Origin of the sequence: Pseudoalteromonas sp. JC3, from assembly GCF_030291895.1 — a bacterium.
Lineage (GTDB): Bacteria > Pseudomonadota > Gammaproteobacteria > Enterobacterales > Alteromonadaceae > Pseudoalteromonas.
The window spans coordinates 1803643-1824329 of the sequence record NZ_CP127855.1; the positions used below are offsets into that span (position 1 = coordinate 1803643).

A 20687-nucleotide genomic window follows, 5' to 3' on the forward strand; every position below is an offset into this window, starting at 1 on the left:
TGTCATTTTGACATAATGTGCTTGTTTAATAATGTTTCTTTGTTGTTACTAACTGAAAAGTAAGGTAACTAACAATCACTTACGTCTTAGGGGAATATGTAATGGGTGGTCGTGTAGATTTGGATAGTTGGCAAAAGCTCAGTAGTTCTGCGCAGCGAGTAGAGCAGCAGCATTTAAAAACGATGTTTGCAAACGATGCACAAAGATTTGAAAAGTTCTCTCGTCAAATCCCTGGTGTGTTGTTCGACTTTTCCAAGCAACGCATTGACGACCAAACATTCTCTGAAATGATGCAGCTCGCAAAAGAGAGCGATATCGCGCTTTGGCGAGAAAAGATGTTTTCTGGTGAAAAAATAAATATCACCGAAGACCGAGCGGTTTTACATACGGCGCTGCGTAACCGAGCAAATACACCTATTTATGTGGATGGTGTAAATGTTATTGAGCAAGTCAATGCGGAATTAGAAAAACTACAAGCATTTAGTAACCGAGTTCGTTCAGGTGAGTGGCAAGGGTATACAGGCAAAGCTGTAAAAGATGTGGTTGCGATTGGCGTTGGTGGGTCTAACTTGGGCCCGCAAATGGTAACTGATGCGCTAGCCGCGTATGCAGATGACACGCTAAACGTGCATTATGTTTCGAATGTTGACGGTGTACAGATTGCTTCAGTACTAAAAGGCTTGGACGCAGAAACAACCCTGTTTGTCGTGTCATCAAAAACCTTCACAACCTCTGAAACCATGACCAATGCAAAGACTGCCGTTGAGTGGTTTTTGAATGCTGCAAATGATAGAGCGGCAATCGCCAAGCATTTTGTTGCGGTGAGCACCAATCTTGAGAAGACCAGAGCGTTTGGTATTAGCGATGACAACGTGTTTACGATGTGGGACTGGGTTGGCGGTCGTTTCTCGCTTTGGAGTGCAATCGGATTACCAATCGCACTTTATTTAGGCTTCGATAAGTTTGTCGAAGTGCTTGAAGGTGCATTTGAAATTGATGAGCACTTTAAAACGGCAAACAACGAAGATAATATTCCACTGTTGATGGCGTTACTCAGCGTTTGGAATACCAGCTTCTTAGGATATCAAGCACAAGCAATTTTGCCTTATGATCAGGCGCTTCATATGCTGCCTGCGTATTTACAACAAGGTGAAATGGAAAGTAACGGTAAGCATGTTACTTTTGCAGGAGAGCAGGTAAACTATACGACTGTGCCAATTATTTGGGGCATGACAGGGATAAATGGCCAGCATGCTTTTTATCAGTGTTTACACCAAGGTAATGTGATTGTACCGGCTGATTTTATCGCTTCAATTGAACCGCAAAACAAAGTAGGCCAGCATCACGATATTTTATTGTCTAACTTCTTCGCGCAAACGGAAGCAATGATGGCGGGTGTAGATGCACAGCAGGTTCGTGAAGATTTAACGGCTAAAGGTAAGTCGGATGCGGAAATCGACAAGTTGATCCCGCATAAAATACACCAAGGTAACCGTCCAACCTCTTCATTTATCTTAGATAAGGTAGATGCAAAAGCTGTGGGCCGACTAATTGCCTTGTATGAACACAAAATTTTCTGCCAAGGCATTATTTTGGATGTGTGTTCATTTGACCAGTGGGGTGTTGAGCTTGGTAAAGGGCTTGCTTCAAATATTGAAGCCGAGCTAACGCAAGAAGGCGTTACTAACCCGCATGATAGCTCAACGGCGGGTCTAATCGCTTATTACAAGCAAAAGAGAACAAATTAATACTTCGAGTGGAACTGGAAGTAAACAGAATACCTTTGAACGGGTAGCGCTGGAGTACTTAGAACCTGTATTTTTGTGAGAGGAAATACAGGTTTCTAAGACTCATTTATACCAACTTACTTAATCCCTCAAATTGAGCAGGTCTTAAGTCGAATTGATATTACTAGCGCATTGCAATCGAAATCATCACCCGTTACACAATGAGTTTGGTAGGCTTTGGAGTGGCTCCAAATCGAATAAACACTGCGTGCTTGTAGTGCACGCCTAACCTAATGAGAGTGAATTATGCTTAATCCTTTTGACATCGTAATTTTTGGTGGGGGAGGCGATTTAGCACTTCGCAAACTCCTACCAGCCTTGTATCGTGCATATCAAGAAGGTAACTTACCTGAAGGCACTCGCATCTTACCGACCGTTCGTGAACAAAACAAACAACAAGAATTTATCGAAACGGCACATATCGCATTACAAACTCACCTTGGCAAAGGCGAATACAACAAGAAAGATTGGTCCGCATTTGAACAGTTTTTAGTGCCTGTGGTAGTCAACGTTACAGAAGAAGATGAACACTGGGATAAGCTGAAGAATATTTTAGCTGATGGGGAAGATAAGTCTCGTGTCTTCTACTTGTCACTTCCTCCAGCGGTTTATGGCCGTTGTTGTGAGTTATTGTCAATTAAAGGGCTAATCACAGAGCAATCACGTGTAGTTGTTGAAAAGCCTATTGGTTACTGCGGTAAATCTGCAGAAGAAATTAATGCCAAAATCGGTGAGTTCTTCTCGGAAGAGCAAGTATTCCGTATCGATCATTACTTAGGTAAAGAAACGGTTCAAAACCTGATGGCGCTTAGGTTCTCAAACGCACTGTTCGAGAATTTATGGGATGCTAAAGCCATAGATAATATTCAGATCAGTATCTCTGAAACGGTAGGTCTTGAAAGCCGAGCTGGCTTCTACGACAAAGCGGGCGCGCTTCGTGATATGGTGCAAAATCACTTATTGCAACTACTTTGCTTGGTTGCGATGGAGTCACCACATAAACTTAATGCCAACAGTATTCGCACTGAAAAGCTTAAAGTATTAGAAGCGCTCAGACCGCTAATTGACTCAGATGTAGATAATAATGTTGTGCGTGGTCAATATGTACCAGGCGACCTTGAAGGTAAGCTGGTACCTGGTTACCTAGAAGAGCTGGGCGAAGGGTCGAGTAAAACAGAAACATTTGTTGCTATTCGTGCTCACATTGATAACTGGCGTTGGTCTGGTGTGCCTTTCTATTTAAGAACAGGCAAGCGTATGAAAAAGCGTTGTGCTGAAATTGTGGTTGAGTACAAGCCTGTTTCTCATAACGTCTATGGTGATGCGGCGGGTCCAATTCAGCCAAACCGCTTGGTGATAAGATTACAGCCTGAAGAAAGTATTCAATTAACGCTAATGTCTAAGCGTCTAGATAACCTTGAAATGCAACTAGAGCCAGTGACGCTAAATATCTCATTGAGTGAAAAGTATAACAATGGCTATCATTCAGATGCATATAAGCGCTTAATGCTCGACGCAGCTGCAAATAACCCAGCTTTATTTATTCACCGTGACGAAGTACGCCAAGCGTGGCAGTGGGTTGATCCAATCATTGAGCGTTGGCAGAGTAAAGGGACTCCGTCACTTTATCGTGCTGGCTCTTGGGGTCCAGAAGATGCCGATGAACTGCTTGAAGAAAACAAACATGTTTGGTTCAATGCGGGAGAGCAAGCGTAATGGCACAGTTAACAGAAAGAAACTTCAACTCGAAAGACGAAATGACAGCAGCGCTTGCAGAGCTACTTCAAACTGGGCTCAGTCAAGGTATTGAGCAAGACGGTGAAGCGGTGTTGCTAGTGTCTGGTGGTTCATCACCGGCTCCAGCATATCGTTACCTTTCTGGTGTTGAGCTTGGCTGGGACAAAATTACGGTTGCTATGGTTGATGAACGTTGGGTCGAACCGGATCACGAAAAGTCTAACGAAGCATTTATTAAGTCGACATTACTGAAAGACAAAGCGGCAAATGCTCGATTTGTGACAATGAAGAATGCAGCAGTATCAGCACTAGAAGGCGCTGATCTATGTGAGTCTGCTTATGCAGCGTTGAAAAAGCCGTTTGATGTAACCATTTTAGGAATGGGGCCGGATGGTCATACCGCCAGTTTATTCCCAAGTGCAAATGGCCTAGAACACGCATTAACGACCACAAACACTGTGTGCGCAATTAATGCTCATCAAAGCGAAGTGACAGGTGAGATCACCGAGCGCATGAGTTTGTCTTTGGCAGGAATAGCTAATTCTAAGGCGGCTGTTTTATTGATCTCTGGTGATGAAAAAAAAGCGGTGTATGAAGCGGCAAAACAACCCGGCTCAGAGTATGAAGTACCACTGCGTGCTGTATTAAATCATCCTGATATTAATTTGACCGTATTCTGGTGCCCGTAACCTAAGATCATAGGTACTAGAAATAGTAGAAGGTAAGGTTGGCGTGGTAGCTGGCCTTACCTAGATTATTTGAGTCAACTGATTGAATACCTCTGGACATTAAGCTCGAAGCGACAATACTTCTTACTTCTTACTTCTTACTTCTTACTTCTTACTTCTTACTTCTTACTTCTTACTTCTTACTTCTTACTTCTTACTTCTTACTTCTTACTTCTTACTTCTTACTTCTTACTTCTTACTTCTTACTTCTTACTTCTTACTTCTTACTTCTTACTTCTTACTTCTTACTTCTTACTTCTTACTTCTTACGAATAAAAGCAATAAATTTTACTGATTCAAGATACGATCATTAGAAAATCAACAAGTCCCGTAATTGGGTATTCAAATTTGTGCAAAAGATAGTGATAACTAACTCGCTAATCTTAGATTTCATAAGCCTTTGTCATAAAAATTTCTCTTAAAAGAACTAGACAGTACTAACAGATAAATCTATAATGACAGCGTTGTCATTGATATTGATTCTCATCTTTAGCTTCTGCCCAAGCTTGATGAGGGAATTGAATACACATCCCCTTATGTGTATTCAGATAATTAAAATGTCCCTTTATTGAGACAATTCCATCTTAAAACCCTACAGCAGCAAAATTTTTTGTGCTATTCTCCAATCGTTTTTGTAACAAACCATATCTTGGTCATATTTAAATTTATATTTATCAATAAGATATATATCTATATGAATATTTTTTGAATAACAGGCCAAAAAAATTGTAGCGAATATGTAATTTAGGGTGTATGGTTTGTTATTAGATGACAGCGTTGTCATCATCACTGGGCAGAAGTGATTTAAAAAACCAACAAAATGATTCAAGGGGAATCCTGTGTTAGCTAATAATTTCAAAAAAAGCTTACTTGCAGTTAACGTCAGCATCGCACTAGGTGCGGGCTTTTCAGGCGTTGTAGTTGCAGAAGAAAGTCAAAATCAAGTACAAGAAAACGTAGAAGTCATTGAAGTTCGCGGTATTCGCGCTTCCAGTAAGGCGGACATTAATAACAAAAGATTCGCAAACGCTGTTGTTGATTCGATAACAGCAGAAGATATTGGTAAGTTTCCGGATAAAAACGTTGCGGAATCTCTATCTCGTATTACTGGTGTAGGGGTTAGCCGTGAGTTTGGTGAAGGTGAAAAGATTACTGTTCGAGGTTCAGATCCAACTAAAAACCGCACTCTATTAAACGGACAAAATGTTGGTACAGCTGACTGGTTTATCTTGGATAACCCTTCTCGTAGTTTCAACTTTACAATGCTTCCGTCTTCATTGGTAAGTAGCTTGGAAGTATATAAATCTCCTGAAGCGCGTATTGATGAAGGCTCAATTGGTGGTACAGTAATTCTAAATACACGCAAGCCTCTTGATTTGGATTCTGGTACTGTTCAGTTAAGCTTGCAGAGCCAATACTCAGAAGTAGCGGAAGAACATGATCCATCAATTGAAGCACTTTATTCATGGAAGAATGAAAGTGAGCAATTTGGTATTTTAATTTCTGGTTCAAAAGCTGATCGTACAGTTCGTCGTGAAGGTTTTGAGGTACTTGGTTGGGATGTTCAAGGTGATGGAACTTATACACCTCGTACTATGGGGGTTCCTGTTTTCCGCCAAGATCGTGAAAGAACAACATTTTTCAGCTCGGTTCAATTTGCACCTTCCGACGATTTCAGTGCGACTTTAAACATACTTGATTCAAATATGGATGTGAATAATACCAATTCAAACTTTCTATTGATGAATCCTGGGTCAGAGGCCGAGCTTTCGTTTAGTGATGGCAACGCATTAAAAGGCACTGGCGGTGGTGATGTTCGTTGGAATCATATCAACCGTATCTCAAGCACGGATACTAATTCAATTCATTTAGACATTGACTTTGCAACGGATTCATTCTCAATGAATGTGGAGCTTGGTACGACTGAAGCCGAGGGTGGAACATTAAATGAAACTTCTTGGGAATACGGCGGGCAGGGAGATTACAACTTTGATCTAACTGATGGTACTCCAACAGTAAACGCTGGTATTGATGGTACGGACCCTTCTAAATTTAACGGTGGCTGGATCTGGGGTGGGAATAAACCAACAACAGATGAAGAGTCTTATGCTCAGGTAGACTTTGACTTCCCGGTCGAACTTGGTGCGTTTACATCAATTAAAGTTGGTGCAAAATATCGTGATCACAAACGCACGCAAGACAGAAATGCCTACAGTTGGCATTGGGGTTTAGCTAACGATGGTGAGAGTGATAATTACATGAACCAGATCTTGGCTAATCAATGTAGTACGCTTGCGGATTGTGACCTTTCTAGAGGCACTGATACTGTTGGTGCTGACGTTGTCAATGGTGATATTACTCAACAGTTGATACACAACAGTGATCGTATGTTGGAATTAGGGTTAGGCCCAAATGCTTCCTATGCAATTCACAAGAATTTACCAGAAATATTTGAAGTAGCTGAGCAAAAAACGGCTTTCTATGTTCAGGGTGATTTCTCTGGAGAAAGTTTCCGAGGCAACATAGGTGTAAGGGTTGCTAAGACTGAGCAAGATTCTGCTGGTTATTTGTTCTCTTCAGATTCTTGGGACTTATTAACTGTCAAAAACCCTGGCCTCAATGGTGATTTAACACCTTCTACATTAGAGTGGAAAACTGAGTCACGTAGCTACACCGAGATTTTGCCAAACTTCAATTTATCTTATGACTTAGCTGAAGATCAAATTGTGAGGTTGTCTGCGGCACGAACGATGGCGCGTCCTAATTTCTTTGATATTTCACCAATTACCGCACCTGGCGATCTTGGTGAAGATAATCCAACTGCACAGGCTGGTAATCCAAATCTAGATCCACAAGTAGCTAACCAGTTTGATGCTGCTTGGGAATATTACTTCGGTGATGCATCGTTACTTGCAATAACGCTATTCTACAAAGATATTGAGAGTTACCAAACATCTGGTACTTCGAGCCAAGAGTTTTATGATCAAGAAACTCAACGTTGGGTTCCTGTAACTGTTACTCGGCCTGAGAATGGGGCAGGGGGAACAACAACGGGTTTAGAAGCCTCTATTCAACATAGTTTTGACAATGGTTTTGGTGTATCAGCAAACTATACTTATACTGATGCTAATAATGATGGTGAAAGAGATGTCCTAAAACCGGGGTCTGGCTTAGTAATGGGAGCCTCTGAGAATATGTTAAATATTTCAGGTTACTATGAAGATGATCTGTTTGCGGTTCGAGCGATGTATAACTACCGTACAAAATGGTATAAAGGTTTACACTCTTCAGGTACGGAGCTTTGGAATGATGACTATGGCCAGTTGGACTTTAGTGCGACATACAACGTAACTGAAAATATCTCATTAGTATTTGAAGGTATTAACCTGACTGATGAAGAGGTCATAGAATATAATACTGATGAAGCAAGAGTATTATCTATATACCAGAATGGTCGTCGATTTGTACTAGGTGCAAACTTCCGTTTCTAATATTATTAAAATGCCGCTATTTAGCGGCATTTCTTTTTAATAATATGTCTTCAACTTTTCTTACTTCTTCCTGACTATTAGAAAGAATGCCTTTGTATGTTTTGTCAAAGACATCTTCTTTTCTATCGAAAACATAGTGTTCGAATACTTCTTTCCAGGCATCTCTCTGATATTTTGGAAGTGCTCTAATGGTGAGAATTGCGTGGATTAAACTTTCAGTAGATGTTAGCTCGGATGCAGTTTTATTTTCCCACCAATAGTTTACTAGAATATTAGCTCTTTCATGTGATTTAACATTATGCCACCACATAGGTGGGATATATAAGGCCTCACCCACTTCCAGTTCTGCAATTTGGACATCTTTATGTACGTTCTTAAACTTAGGATATTTGCTCAAATCAGGCTTTTCGAAGTCGACAAGGCTAATAGCAGGCCCTGTTATGGCGCGATCTATCGGGGCGACATAGATATTAGGGATTGCATTTGGAGGGAGTAAATAAAATGTTCTTTTACCACAAACATTCAATGCTATGTTATGAGAGGTGTCGTAATGCCCAGGAACTGTTGTTGCTGTTCCAATCCATATTCTGGGAGAAATTTCAGATAGAAAATTTGGAGATGGATTTTGTGTAAGAAAAGATGGTAGGCATTGCTCTATTAATGCGCTTTGAACTGCAATGTCTTCACTGTGCTCATCTCGCTTTTCAACAATCAATCTTTTTAACACTGCTTTGAGTGGAACTTGAAATTTTTTGAATGTGAATCTTTCGTAATCTTCGCTTGCGTAGCTGATTAGTCCTTTATGTTTAGATTCGATTAATAAAGTATCTACCAATTTCTTAGAAGCAATGCTAAGTAACTTTCTAAGTAAATGTGATGGAGAATCTTTTGCTAACTCAACATATGGCCAGTCTTTAAATAGTTCTGATATTATTATCGGAGAATTATTGTTCTCAATGAATGTCTTTAAGTCTTCAACATCTGATGGTTTTATTTTTTGAATTTTCATGGTTTTAAATTGTATATTTACATGCTAATTTAATTGTTACTTTAACATATTAATTGAGTGTGTAATGTCAGAAAAATATGAAATCATTGATGCGGGAAAACATAAAAAATTTTATGCTAAGTTAGATACTGACTTATTGCATTCGAAAGAGCGGCACTTGGTGGTTATAACACCAAGTGAAGTAGCAAAAGCAGCGCTGAATTTTCCTATTTGTTTCATTAAGTCTGGTGGCGATGCTAAATTCCAAATGATAGCAATTCTTGGGCTTGAGACCGGAAAAAATGCGTTTTATCGTGGTAATAGGTTTGAATCGCCATATATCCCTCAACATTTAGTGAAGTATCCATTCGTCCTAGCAAAAACCTCAGATGAAAAGACATATTTGGCAATTCACGCTTCGGCATTAAATAGTTCAGGGATTGGAGAGCCGTTGTTTCAAGATTCGGGTGAACTTTCGGACTTTCTTAAGTTAAGACATTCGCAATTAGAGGAGTTGTATCGTCAAGATGAGTTGTCGTTTCAATTTGTTAATCGTTTGTCCGAACTTGGTTTGTTGACGGAGTTTAGTTTTAAGTTTGATTTGGGGGATGGTGAGAAGAAAGAGATTGGGGGACTATATTCAGTCGATAGGGAGCTTCTAAATTCTCTCGATGATGAATCTCTATTGTCTTTGCAGAAATCAGGCATGCTAGAAGCTGTACACGCACATTTACTATCGCTGGGTCAGCTTCAAAGAGTTATTGATTTATCAGCCACGGCTAATCATTGACATTAAGTGAGAAGATTGTGTTCTCGTCTAGTGGTTAATATATGTAGGGTAACGAGTAAGATAAATTTAACTTCCAATTTGCCCCGAAAACCGCTAGCCTTAGGGGCAATAAATAAAGTAACAAATACGTAAAATAATGGAGCAGTATTATGGCGGAACAACAAGTGCAGCCTTTACACAACGAAAAGCACGCGAACATCAAAGTAAAAAATGGCGTGAACGTTGATTTCCTTAAAACTCAGCACTTAATGCCGGTAGTGGCGCATGAGTTTGCGCGTGTAGCGACAGAATTCCCGATGGCGTTTGTTAAAAACACTGAGTCAGGTCAATTTCAAGCGGTTGCTATGTTTGGTCTTCAGCCTGGTGAAAACCTATTTGTTGATGGTGATAAGTGGACTGGCAGCTTTGTGCCAATGGCCGCAGCACGTTACCCGTTTGGTCTGGTTAAGCACCCAGAGCAAGATCAGTTTGGTATTGTTATTGATGAAGCAAGCCCGCTAGTTGGTGAAGAAGAAGGCAATGCGCTTTTCGAAGACGGTAAAGAAACTGAATACCTAGGTCGTCGTAAAGAAGCGTTAGTAAGCTATGTTGAGTTTGCTCGTGTAACTGAAGCGTTTACTCAGTATCTTGCTGACAAAGAGCTTTTGGTTCAACAAACACTAACGGTAGAAATCCGTGGTGAGAAAAAAGACATCAACGGTATCTACCTTGTGGATGAGCGTAAGCTAAACGAATTAGGTGACGAAGATTTCCTAGAGCTACGTAAACGTGGTTATTTGGCACCGATCTTCGCATTCTTAACTTCTACACATCAAGTTGCGCGTCTTGCACGTATGAAGGCACAGCGCGAAGCGAGCTAGATATAGAACGATTCGATAGAAGCGCTTCCAGAGAGAAGCGCTTTTTTGTGGATGCTATTTTATAACTGCTACACCAATTTGCTCCTTCAAATTGAGCAAATATTAAGACAAATTGGTATTACTTAGCGTTTGGAATAGGACAGTATGAACCGCCTCGAGGGATCCAGACCGAGCGTGTTTCCCAACGACAGTTATACGCTACTCGGCGTTCTTCTTGTTGGGTTGAAAAAGTATCATGTTGATGAAAGTAGCTTCCTCCAGGCACCTGATAGTTTGGGATCGGATGAGGAATAGTCCAACCTCCGGGGCAGCTTTGTGTCGCGAGTACGGTTTTAGTTTCCCATAAAGTGTAGGGACCGTAAGGTTCACCGTGCATTAATTTGTAGTGGCAAGTCTTATAACTCACATCAACGAGCTCTGTACGGTAGTCACATACCCACACACGTCGCTCATCCCAGTAGCCACCGCAGTCAACATTGTTTACTTGGGTGTCATAAAAAGTGTTGTAATCAATAACTTTAATTTGCTCTTGAGTAGAAGCGGCTTGAGCAGTACCAAGCAGTAGTGTGCTAAAAGCTGCAATTTTGAGAATGTTTTTCATATCGATTCCTGTCGAATTTCGTTATTTTATTACTTTGAGTTATTTCAAAGTAATAAATATGTTTCCATTTTGTGGTCAAAATAACAACTATGAATTGATTGAAAAATATTCAAATTTGCTGTTGTGTCTTTCTGCTCATGAGTTTCTTTCAACCACACCATAAATAGGTAAGCTTGACAATTTTAACGCGAAAGCTTGCATCGTTCTAAAATTCACCTCATGCTGAAGTTTAACAACGAACCAAGGTATAAAAATGAAAAAAATCTCTTTGCTAGCAGTCTTATTAGCCTTGTCGGCGACAGCTGCTGTCGCTGACGAGAAAGCGCCCCCATTTGCGATCGCCATTCATGGAGGAGCTGGTACGATTGAGCGCAGTAACTTCACACCAGAAAAAGAAAAACAATACAAAGCTAAATTAAAAGAAGCCGTTGAGGCGGGCTATAAGGTACTAGAACAAGGTGGAGAAAGCCTTGATGCGGTAACGGCTGCCATTAATATTCTTGAAGACTCGCCTTTTTTTAATGCTGGTAAGGGGGCCGTGTACACTTATGATGAAGGGCATGAGCTAGATGCATCAATCATGGATGGTCGTAATCGCCAAGCGGGCGCTGTGGCGGGGGTGAAGCACATTAAAAACCCAATCAACCTGGCAAAAGAAGTGATGCAGCACTCAGTACATGTCATGCTAAGTGGTGAAGGTGCGGAAGACTTTGCTAAGAAACGCGGTTTTACGTTAGTGGAAAACAGCTATTTTGACACCGATGCTCGCTATCAATCGCTCCTAAAGGCGAAAAAGCGATTGCAGATGAAAGAAGCGGCGACCAAAGACTATCAGGCGGCACACCAACAATTAGAGAGCCAATATAAGATGGGAACTGTGGGGGCTGTCGCACTCGATAAACAGGGGAATTTAGCGGCTGGAACGTCAACAGGTGGCATGACGGCTAAACGCTTTGGAAGAATAGGTGACTCACCGGTGATTGGTGCGGGCACATTTGCGGATAACCGCTCTTGTGCTGTTTCAGCAACGGGACATGGCGAGTATTTTATTCGATATAATGTCGCAGCTGATATTTGTGCTCGCGTCGCTTATCAAAACAAGTCGATTGAAAAAGCGGGGAAAGAAGTGATTTTTGATACGCTTTATCCAATTGGTGGCACGGGAGGGGTGATCATAGTTGACCCTAAAGGAAATATTAGCATGCCATTTAATACCGCGGGAATGTATCGTGCGAGCAAGTCGTCAACAACACCTACCTATGTTGGTATTTATAGCGAGTAAAACAATATTTCGTTGAGACTAAGCAAGTTCTTCAAACGCCAGCTATTATTATCATGATAGCTGGCGTTTTTAATGGAGATGAGCAATGCAATCAATAAAAGTCGCAGACTACTTAAATCATCGCCCCGTAACATTCAAACAGGACATGCGCGTAGAATCAGCTGTAGAGAAGCTGCTACAAAGCGGCCAGTCGGGCGGGCCGGTTATAGATGAAGCAAGGCGGGTTATTGGGTTTTTATCTGAGCAAGATTGTCTTAAAAAAATGTTAGAGGCGACCTATCAAAATGAGTCTCATAGCGTGGTGTCCGATGTGATGACAAAAGAGCCTCTGTGTGTAAAACGCGAAGACAGCATAGTGCAAATGGCAGATTTGATGATTTGCAATAAGCCCAAAGTGTACCCGGTAGTTGACGATGAAGGGCGCTTACTTGGGGTTATCAGTCGTGCAAACGTGTTATTAGCGTTGGATAAGCATTTACATGATGCTTATGTCTCTGGCCACCGCTACGTATAAAGCGATGAAATTTACGAGCTGTTAAGTTAACCCGAGAGGAGCTGCCTTGAGAATAACAGCAAAAATCTCAATTCCTAACCAAATTTAGTTGGGTTCGTCTAATCTGATTTGATAAACTACACGGCGTTTTATGTAATCACAAGGTGTCGTGTAGTGCAGGTTGACTCGCTGTTCAAAGAGCTAAATTCATGTCTTAAAAAGGATCACTTCATCCTCAAAAAGCGCCTCCATGGTGCGAAAAAAATTACCGATCAAGAAAAGCAAAAGCAGGTAGTCGCAAAAGTAGCGGCTGCGATTGCAAAAAGCCAAGAATTAAAGGTAACAAGAAGTGCCAATATTCCAGCAGTAGAGTATCCTGAGCAACTACCCGTCAGCCAGAAAAAAGACGACATCAAAGCAGCCATTGCGAATAACCAAGTGGTTATCGTTGCCGGTGAAACGGGCTCAGGGAAGACCACGCAGCTGCCTAAGATTTGCTTAGAGCTTGGTCGAGGCGTGGATGGCTATATTGGTCATACACAGCCAAGAAGACTAGCGGCAAGAAGCGTGTCTACTCGTATCGCAGAGGAAATTGGCTGCGAGATGGGGCAAGAAGTTGGATTTAAAATTCGCTTCTCAGATCAAGTCTCTGACAATACATACGTAAAACTGATGACCGACGGTATTTTGCTCTCAGAGATTCAACAAGACAGATTCCTCAACCAGTACGACACAATCATCATTGATGAAGCGCACGAGCGTAGCCTGAATATTGATTTTATTCTGGGTTATTTAAAGCAGTTGTTGCCGAAGCGTCCAGATCTTAAAGTGATTATCACCTCAGCAACCATTGATCCTGAGCGTTTTTCCAAACATTTTAGTGACGCACCTATTATTGAGGTGTCAGGACGAACTTATCCAGTAGAAGTGAGATATCGTCCAGTTGAAGATGTTGACTCACAAAATGGCGAAGCAGAAAATGACCAATTGCAGGGCATTTTTGATGCGGTTGATGAGCTTTGTGCCGAAGGACCTGGGGATATTTTGGTATTTATGAACGGTGAGCGTGAAATTCGTGACACCGCTGACGCGCTGGCAAAACGCAATTTAAAAGGCGTTGAGATTTTACCTTTGTATGCGCGCCTGTCTAATGCCGAACAAAATCGCATTTTTGCGCCCCATAGCCAACGGCGCATCGTATTGTCTACAAACGTTGCAGAAACGTCATTGACCGTACCAGGTATTCGCTATGTTATCGACCCGGGTACTGCGAGAATAAGCCGCTACAGTTATCGAACCAAAGTACAACGCTTACCGATTGAAGCGGTATCACAAGCCAGTGCAAACCAGCGTAAAGGTCGATGTGGCCGTGTGGCATCCGGTATTTGTATTCGTTTATATTCTGAAGACGACTTTTTAGGGCGCCCAGAGTTTACCGATCCTGAAATCCTAAGAACCAATTTAGCTTCGGTTATTTTGCAAATGCTCGCACTTGGACTTGGTGATATAAGTCAATTCCCATTTGTACAAGCGCCTGATAGCCGTAATATCAAAGATGGTATGTCGTTACTTGAAGAGCTGGAGGCGATAGTTCCTGCACAGCGCAGAGAAAAAGCCAAGCTCACAGAATCAGGTCGTAAACTAAGTCGCTTACCCATAGACCCAAGGCTTGCCAAGATGGTGATGTCAGGGGTACAAAACAACGCGCTTTGGGAAGCGATAGTGATCACCGCGGCACTGTCTATTCAAGACCCAAGAGAGCGTCCTCAAGATAAACGTGCAGCAGCTGACGAAAAACACAATCGCTTTGAGTGCGAACACTCTGATTTTGTTGCATATCTAAATCTATGGAATTACATCGAAGCGCAGCAGCAAGCACTGACGCGTAACCAGTTTCGAAAGCAATGCCAAAAAGACTTTTTGGCCTACATGCGTGTACGTGAATGGCAAGATATTGTTTACCAGCTGACTACGGTGTGTGAGGAGCTCGGCTTTAAAATAAATAGCAGTCCTGCAAGTGATGAGGCCGTCCATCAATCATTGCTAAGCGGTATGCTTAGCCATATTGGTGTGAAGGACGAAAAGCAAAAGCAAGTCTTTAAAGGCGCACGTAACAGCCAATTTCATATTTTCCCCGGTTCAACACTATTTAAGAAAAGCCCTAAGTGGTTGATGTCTGCTGAGCTTGTGGAAACCAGTAAACTTTATGCTCGGGTTAATGCCAAAATCGATGTAAATTGGATTGCGCCGCTCGCTAAGCATTTAGTTAATAGCAGCTATAGCGAACCGCATTGGGAGAAAAAGGCTGGAGCGGTTATCGCATTTGAACAGCAAACCTTATACGGCTTGATTATCGTTGGCCGCAAACGCACGGTGTATAGCGATATTGATCCCGTGGTTAGCCGAGAGATATTTATTCGCGAAGCGCTGGCAAACGGTCAACTTGGCCAAAGCGAAGGATTTTTAAGCGCAAACCAAAAATTGGTTGAAGAAGTGCAGGTGCTTGAAGATAAAGCAAGGCGTCGCGATATCCTAGTCGACGAAGAAGATGTGGTTGCGTTTTATAACGATCGAATTCCACAAGACGTAAATAATCGTGCTGCGTTTAGTAAATGGTGGCGTTCACAAAAGCAAAAAGACAAACGCTTTTTGCATATGACGCGCGATCTGTTAATGAAGCATGACGCCGAACATATCACGGATACTCATTACCCAGATACGTGGCAGCAAGGGAATTTGATCTTGCCTCTCAGTTATCACTTTGATCCAGGCCAAGCACTAGACGGCGTGGTGGTCAATATTCCTCTGGCACTATTAAACCAAGTTCAAGATGAAGGTTTTGATTGGCATATTCCTGCGCTCAGACATGAGCTGGTTTGTGGGCTTATTAAGTCACTGCCGAAGACCTTAAGACGTAATTTTGTGCCAGCACCAAATTATGCCGATGCTGTGCTTGCCGCCGTTGAGGTAATGCAAGGCTCATTTATAGAAGCGGTGGCCAACCGTTTACTCAGAATGACAGGTGTCAAAGTCGCCGAGTCAGATTGGGATGTTAGTTCACTTGAGCCGCACTTAAAAATGCAATTTCAGGTAGTTGATGACAAAGGTAAGGTGATAGCCCATGGCTTTGATTTATTGGCACTTAAAGCAAAGTTGCAAGGGCAAGTGACCGAGACGCTTTCGCAAGTGGCAGAGCAAGGGATCGAGCAAACGGATATTCAGCAGTGGGATTTTGGCGAGCTACCAGAACAATATACTAAAAAGCAGGGAAATTATGAGATTAAGGCTTTCCCAGCATTAGTCGATAAAAAACAAAGTGCGGCTATAGAACTGTTTGATAACGAAATAAAAGCCCAAGCGGCGCATCAAGCAGGATTGCGCCGTCTTGTGCTACTCAATGTTCCTTCGCCCGTCAAATACCTGCAACAGCACTTACCAAATAAGGCTAAGTTAGGATTATACTTTAACCCCTTTGGTAAAGTGCACGATTTAGTTGATGACTGTACGCAAGCTGGGGTTGATAAGTTGCTGCGTTCATTTGGCGAGATCAGAGATGACATCGCGTTTGAAAAAGCCAAAGAGCACATTCGAGCTGAGCTCGGTGACACTGTAGTTGAAATTGCGAAGCAAGTTGAGGCGGTGCTTAGTATTGCCCACAGTATTAACAAGCGTATGAAAGGCAGAGTGGATCTCACGATGATCACCGCGCACGGCGACATAAAATCTCAGTTATCCGGTCTTATCTTTAAAGGTTTTGTCACCGCTCATGGTGCTGACAAAATCTCTGATATTTTGCGCTACATGAAAGCGATTGAAAAAAGGCTTGAAAAACTTGCGGTAGATCCAAACAGAGATAGGCTGTGTGTACTAGAATTGGAAAAAGTTGCTGCGGCCTATCAAGACAAGTTGGCAAAAATCCCTTCTGGATTACCTGTACCAGAGTCGCTTATAGATATTTTTTGGATGCAACAGGAACTTCGCGTGTCTTTGTTTGCTCAAACATTAGGAACGGCTTATCCGATTTCGGCTAAACGCGTTCTGAATTCGATAAAAGAGTGCGAAATATAAACTTGCATTTTAGAGTACGACAGTTACTTTATTATATGAGGAAGTAAAGTTTTGGATTGTGAGAAGGAAGCGGCATTGAATATGTCCACACGAGAGAAAAGGAAAAATGCACCGCATCTGCTAGTGGTTGACGACGAGTATTTTAACTATGAAATGCTTGAAATGGCACTGTCAGGGGCGTTTGAGCTGAGCTATGCAAACTCGGGTACGAGTTGCTTGTCTAATGCAATTGCTGATCCTCCAGATGCTATTTTGCTTGATGTGTGTATGCCGGGTCTTGACGGTTACGACACCTGTCGAATGTTGAAAAATACACCAGAGACGAAGGACATTCCGGTATTAATGGTATCTGGTTTAGAGTCCGAAAAAGAACAAAAAGCGGGATTCGATGCAGGCTGTGATGCTTATGTGGTTAAGCCATTCTCAATGCAATCGCTATTAGAAAAAATAAAATCAATGGTGTAGGAGCATTATATGATCAATGAAGATAAACGCCGTTTTATGCGTATGTCGGTGGATGCAGTAGCAAAATTAACCGAGCTTGAGTCGGGTAAAGTGCATCAAGGAGTTTGTCACGATTTAAGCGCTACAGGATTGTCGGTGACAGTGAGCGAACCAATCGAAGCAAATTCAACCGTTGACATTTTCATTGATTCCAGTGGCGATATGATCCAGCCACTTAGTGCTCATGCAACCGTGATCCGCTGTAGTCAAGAGCAGGATGAGCAGTGGGTTGTAGGGCTTGAAATCACCAAGTTTAATTAGATTAACTAAGCTATAAAGGTGGTATTGAAGTGTTCTTCTATACCACCGTAAAAAATTGTTAAATCAATAGACCTTACAAATAAGGCCTTTCAGGTAAAAGCCTTCTGGATAATTGCCCGCAATAGGGTGGTCGGCTGCTTGATTTAGCCTTTCCATGATCAACAATTCCTTACCGGCATCGAGCGCAGCGTCTGCAACGACTTTCTGAAACAGGTTTTGTTCCATAAGGCCAGAACACGAGAAGGTGAGTAACGTGCCACCAGGCTTTAATATCTGCATGGCAATCATATTGATATCTTTATAGCCACGACAAGCACCGTTAAGCTGCGCCTTACTTTCTGCAAACTTTGGTGGATCCATCACGATAGTATCGAATTGACGGCCCTCATCACGATATTGTCTAAGTAGTTTGAACACGTCTTGCTTAACAAACTCAGCTTTCGATAAGTCTAGTTCATTATGTTCTACATTGCGTTTAGCTGTGTCGAGTGCTGGCTGCGATACGTCAACATTGATTACTTTACTACAGCCACCGCGCAGCGCATAAAGGCCAAATGTACCGGTGTAGCAGAAGCAGTTAAGCACTTCTTTGTCTTTTACAAAGCGTTCTAACGCGGCTCTACTATCGCGTTGATCTAGATAAAAGCCAGTTTTATGGCCGCCGATGATATCGACTTCAATCTTTAAACCATTTTCACTAATAAGGACAGGTGCGGTTGGCGCGTCGCCTGCAAGCGGTCCGGTAATTTTATCAAGGCCTTCTTTTTTGCGTACATCAACATCTGAGCGCTCGTAAACATGACAATCAGGAAATAGTGATTGCAATGCCATTACAATTTCACCCTTGTGGCGCTCGGCACCAGCGCTTAGCAACTGACAAATCAAGTAGTTATCAAACTTATCAATCGTTACACCGGGCAGACCATCAGACTCTGCTGCACACAATCTAAAGCCGGTTAAACCACCTTCAGCGATAACATATTCTCTGGACGCTAGTGCTCGTGCGAGCTTTTGCTCAAAAAACGCTTGGTCGATATGTTGTGATTCATCAAATGTCCAAATTCTGGCTCTGATCTGAGAGTCTGGGCTATAAGCGGCTGTCGCGAGGTATTTCCCTTCATTGCTGTAAATCTTGACGGTATCGCCAAGGGCTGGCTTACCTTTTACTTTTTTAATGGCTTTTGAGAAAACCCAAGGGTGTTTTCTGTTAAGGGATTTTTCTCTGCCTGGTTGCAGATATAGCGCGCAAGTCATATATTTTCTCTAATCTTTCCTGATAGCTGCCATTTTAGTGAAGGGTGTGGCAACATACAATCAGTAATGCCTTTCACGCCAAATTTGTGTTGGCTTATTTGTCGGATATTAATAAAAGTTGAGCTTAATGACGTTAAAAATGCATGAATTAGAAAAAGTATGTGAAGAGTTTATGCTGTCGACTCCATGTGCAGATACCGCCCATGATTTGTCTCATATCAAGCGTGTAGTTAAAGTCGCAAAGTCACTTTGCGAAGCTGAGGGTGCGGATCCTGCTGTGGTGATCCCAGCCGCTTGGTTACATGATTGTGTTGCCGTAGCAAAAAATCATCCAGATAGGCCGCTGGCGTCTAAATTAGCTGCAGATAAGGCGGTTGCCTTCCTAACAGAGTTGAAGTACGACACGGATAAACTTGAGGCGATTCACCACGCCATTGTTGCACACAGCTTTAGCGCCGGTGTTACACCCACGACATTAGAAGCCAAAATAGTCCAAGATGCAGACAGAATGGATGCGTTAGGGGCGATAGGTGTTAGCCGCTGTATGAAAGTAGGTGGGGCGATAGCGCGTAATCTCTACAATGTAGAAGACCCTTTTTGTGAGCATAGAAAAGCTGACGATACCAAATATACCTTAGATCATTTCTTCATTAAGCTGCTGCATATTAAAGATAACATGCATACCACCGCAGCCCGAGAGCAGGCTCAAGCTCGCACCCAATATATGCTGGATTTTTTAGAACAACTGAAATCAGAAATCGCGGATTAAAAATGACGAGATGAGTATCACCTCGTCATTTGCTTCACAAATACCACCACGAATAGCGCTAATGAAAAGCTGCCGGTAAAAGCCTCAACGGCTGCGATCAGTCGTGAGATCCCCACTGGCGTAATATCCCCGTAACCTAAGGTTGTGAAGGTAACAACACTAAAGTAAAAGCTGTTCAGCAGTGCCATGACGTTTTCAGATACACTGTTGTCTAAGTCCAGTTGCATTATCTGATCTTGAAACGAAACACCAAATAGAAAATAGCAAAATGCACAGGTAATTATCATACCTAGACTGAAGCGAATGACATTTTCCGGTTTTTCTCCATACCCACATAATAAGTCGACAAAGCTGGAAATTAGGTGACGTTTTGAAAATCGTGGATACTGGGCATGTCGCATGCGTAGCTCTTTGTATGTAAAGCGCCCAACCATTTCAAATAGTCCTTGGTTTTCCGCACCCTTACGCAGTAAACGATAGATCTCTTCGGATTGTAGAAACAAGTCCTCAGCGTCTTCTTTGGCTCGGTTTCTACGAGCTTCAAAAGCTTGCTGCTCTTGCAGTAATTGCTCGCCGAGTTCCATATTATCGATACGGGTGTTTTCAAGCTTTATGCCGAGCAAATTGGTGCTTTCTAAATTACAGCAGTGCAGACTGGCTTCTCTCAAATCGGCCTTCATTAGCGACGCATGCTTAATGGTATTATTAAACAGGTGCGCCCCTTTCAAATTGGCACGATAAAAGTTGCTATAAGACAGATCATAGCCATGATGATTTTCAAAGTTAACAAGATTGAGCTCTTCTAAATTGGCCCGCTTCAACTCTAAGCCTTGCAGCAAACCACCGCGCTTGGCGTAGCGTTCAAGCTTTTGGCTTAGCTCCAAGCCACCTTTATCGAATTTATTGTCATGCCAAAAGCAGTAACCTGAGCCCATATCGATTTCACTGCATTTTTTTCCCTCAGGTGATACATATTGGCAAATGGGTTTATCAGCCATAGCTTGCCTAAATCAAAATGCCTTTTTCATTAAGCGTAGCAGCAAAAATAATAAATACGGTGATTTAACGAAAAAA

The 20687-nt window shown here is 42.1% G+C and carries 16 protein-coding genes; 12 read left to right on the top strand and 4 right to left on the bottom strand.

The annotated features are described in order from the left end of the window. The first annotated feature begins 101 nt into the window (after positions 1–101). The 4 genes from pgi (at position 102) to QSH61_RS07430 (ending at position 7743) form a co-directional block, all read left to right on the top strand. Positions 102–1748, top strand: coding sequence for a glucose-6-phosphate isomerase (pgi, locus tag QSH61_RS07415; RefSeq protein WP_206471634.1), 1647 nt, complete (start codon positions 102–104; stop codon positions 1746–1748). Positions 1749–2033: 285 nt separating this feature from the next. Further along, positions 2034–3503 carry a glucose-6-phosphate dehydrogenase gene (zwf, locus tag QSH61_RS07420; RefSeq protein WP_206471635.1) on the top strand — a complete coding sequence of 490 codons (1470 nt, stop codon included), beginning with the start codon at positions 2034–2036 and terminating at the stop codon, positions 3501–3503. Then, positions 3503–4213, top strand: a complete 711-nt coding sequence (gene pgl / locus QSH61_RS07425; RefSeq protein WP_010606511.1) for a 6-phosphogluconolactonase — start codon at positions 3503–3505, stop codon at positions 4211–4213. The genes zwf and pgl overlap by 1 nt, the downstream gene beginning before the upstream one ends. Positions 4214–5091: 878 nt before the next feature. After that, positions 5092–7743, top strand: a complete 2652-nt coding sequence (locus tag QSH61_RS07430) for a TonB-dependent receptor (RefSeq protein ID WP_206471636.1) — start codon at positions 5092–5094, stop codon at positions 7741–7743. Positions 7744–7759: 16 nt separating this feature from the next. Here the strand turns inward: QSH61_RS07430 and QSH61_RS07435 are convergent, their stop codons facing one another. Then, entirely contained in the window at positions 7760–8752 is a 993-nt protein-coding gene (locus tag QSH61_RS07435) for a cupin-like domain-containing protein (RefSeq protein WP_206471637.1), read from the bottom strand. A gap of 64 nt (positions 8753–8816) precedes the next feature. On the opposite strand from QSH61_RS07435, the gene QSH61_RS07440 reads away from it, so the two are divergent. Further along, a complete protein-coding gene (locus QSH61_RS07440) occupies positions 8817–9521 on the top strand; it encodes a SapC family protein (protein WP_010606514.1) in 705 nt (234 codons plus the stop codon). A 149-nt stretch (positions 9522–9670) separates the two neighbouring features. Beyond that, the gene (locus QSH61_RS07445; protein ID WP_010375531.1) at positions 9671–10381 is read left to right on the top strand and encodes a SapC family protein; all 711 of its coding nucleotides are present in this window, start codon (positions 9671–9673) and stop codon (positions 10379–10381) included. A gap of 118 nt (positions 10382–10499) precedes the next feature. On the opposite strand, the gene QSH61_RS07450 is transcribed toward QSH61_RS07445, so the two are convergent. After that, positions 10500–10982, bottom strand: a complete 483-nt coding sequence (locus QSH61_RS07450) for a hypothetical protein (protein ID WP_174170948.1) — start codon at positions 10980–10982, stop codon at positions 10500–10502. 253 nt (positions 10983–11235) lie between these two features. On the opposite strand from QSH61_RS07450, the gene QSH61_RS07455 reads away from it, so the two are divergent. The 5 genes from QSH61_RS07455 (at position 11236) to QSH61_RS07475 (ending at position 17590) form a co-directional block, all read left to right on the top strand. Then, positions 11236–12264: an isoaspartyl peptidase/L-asparaginase family protein gene (locus QSH61_RS07455; RefSeq protein ID WP_174170947.1), complete on the top strand. Its 1029-nt coding sequence runs from the start codon at positions 11236–11238 to the stop codon at positions 12262–12264. 85 nt (positions 12265–12349) lie between these two features. Then, positions 12350–12778 carry a CBS domain-containing protein gene (locus tag QSH61_RS07460; RefSeq protein ID WP_010375537.1) on the top strand — a complete coding sequence of 143 codons (429 nt, stop codon included), beginning with the start codon at positions 12350–12352 and terminating at the stop codon, positions 12776–12778. 153 nt (positions 12779–12931) lie between these two features. Further along, positions 12932–16825 carry an ATP-dependent RNA helicase HrpA gene (gene hrpA, locus QSH61_RS07465; RefSeq protein WP_206471638.1) on the top strand — a complete coding sequence of 1298 codons (3894 nt, stop codon included), beginning with the start codon at positions 12932–12934 and terminating at the stop codon, positions 16823–16825. An 81-nt stretch (positions 16826–16906) separates the two neighbouring features. Further along, the gene (locus QSH61_RS07470; RefSeq protein WP_010606518.1) at positions 16907–17290 is read left to right on the top strand and encodes a response regulator; all 384 of its coding nucleotides are present in this window, start codon (positions 16907–16909) and stop codon (positions 17288–17290) included. A 9-nt stretch (positions 17291–17299) separates the two neighbouring features. Then, positions 17300–17590 carry a PilZ domain-containing protein gene (locus tag QSH61_RS07475; RefSeq protein ID WP_010606519.1) on the top strand — a complete coding sequence of 97 codons (291 nt, stop codon included), beginning with the start codon at positions 17300–17302 and terminating at the stop codon, positions 17588–17590. 63 nt (positions 17591–17653) lie between these two features. Here QSH61_RS07475 and QSH61_RS07480 read toward each other — a convergent pair whose 3' ends face one another. Further along, positions 17654–18844, bottom strand: a complete 1191-nt coding sequence (locus tag QSH61_RS07480) for a class I SAM-dependent methyltransferase (protein WP_206471639.1) — start codon at positions 18842–18844, stop codon at positions 17654–17656. 127 nt (positions 18845–18971) lie between these two features. On the opposite strand from QSH61_RS07480, the gene QSH61_RS07485 reads away from it, so the two are divergent. Beyond that, positions 18972–19613: an HD domain-containing protein gene (locus QSH61_RS07485; protein ID WP_206471640.1), complete on the top strand. Its 642-nt coding sequence runs from the start codon at positions 18972–18974 to the stop codon at positions 19611–19613. A gap of 17 nt (positions 19614–19630) precedes the next feature. Here QSH61_RS07485 and QSH61_RS07490 read toward each other — a convergent pair whose 3' ends face one another. Further along, positions 19631–20611: an ion channel gene (locus tag QSH61_RS07490; protein ID WP_206471641.1), complete on the bottom strand. Its 981-nt coding sequence runs from the start codon at positions 20609–20611 to the stop codon at positions 19631–19633. Between the last annotated feature and the right edge of the window lie 76 nt (positions 20612–20687).

Coding starts and splice junctions, on each gene's coding strand:
- pgi (WP_206471634.1), top strand. CDS start 102: ATGGGTGGTCGTGTAGATTTGGATAGTTGGCAAAAGCTCAGTAGTTCT.
- zwf (WP_206471635.1), top strand. CDS start 2,034: ATGCTTAATCCTTTTGACATCGTAATTTTTGGTGGGGGAGGCGATTTA.
- pgl (WP_010606511.1), top strand. CDS start 3,503: ATGGCACAGTTAACAGAAAGAAACTTCAACTCGAAAGACGAAATGACA.
- QSH61_RS07435 (WP_206471637.1), bottom strand. CDS start 8,752: ATGAAAATTCAAAAAATAAAACCATCAGATGTTGAAGACTTAAAGACA.
- QSH61_RS07440 (WP_010606514.1), top strand. CDS start 8,817: ATGTCAGAAAAATATGAAATCATTGATGCGGGAAAACATAAAAAATTT.
- QSH61_RS07445 (WP_010375531.1), top strand. CDS start 9,671: ATGGCGGAACAACAAGTGCAGCCTTTACACAACGAAAAGCACGCGAAC.
- QSH61_RS07450 (WP_174170948.1), bottom strand. CDS start 10,982: ATGAAAAACATTCTCAAAATTGCAGCTTTTAGCACACTACTGCTTGGT.
- QSH61_RS07455 (WP_174170947.1), top strand. CDS start 11,236: ATGAAAAAAATCTCTTTGCTAGCAGTCTTATTAGCCTTGTCGGCGACA.
- QSH61_RS07460 (WP_010375537.1), top strand. CDS start 12,350: ATGCAATCAATAAAAGTCGCAGACTACTTAAATCATCGCCCCGTAACA.
- QSH61_RS07470 (WP_010606518.1), top strand. CDS start 16,907: ATGTCCACACGAGAGAAAAGGAAAAATGCACCGCATCTGCTAGTGGTT.
- QSH61_RS07475 (WP_010606519.1), top strand. CDS start 17,300: ATGATCAATGAAGATAAACGCCGTTTTATGCGTATGTCGGTGGATGCA.
- QSH61_RS07480 (WP_206471639.1), bottom strand. CDS start 18,844: ATGACTTGCGCGCTATATCTGCAACCAGGCAGAGAAAAATCCCTTAAC.
- QSH61_RS07485 (WP_206471640.1), top strand. CDS start 18,972: ATGACGTTAAAAATGCATGAATTAGAAAAAGTATGTGAAGAGTTTATG.
- QSH61_RS07490 (WP_206471641.1), bottom strand. CDS start 20,611: ATGGCTGATAAACCCATTTGCCAATATGTATCACCTGAGGGAAAAAAA.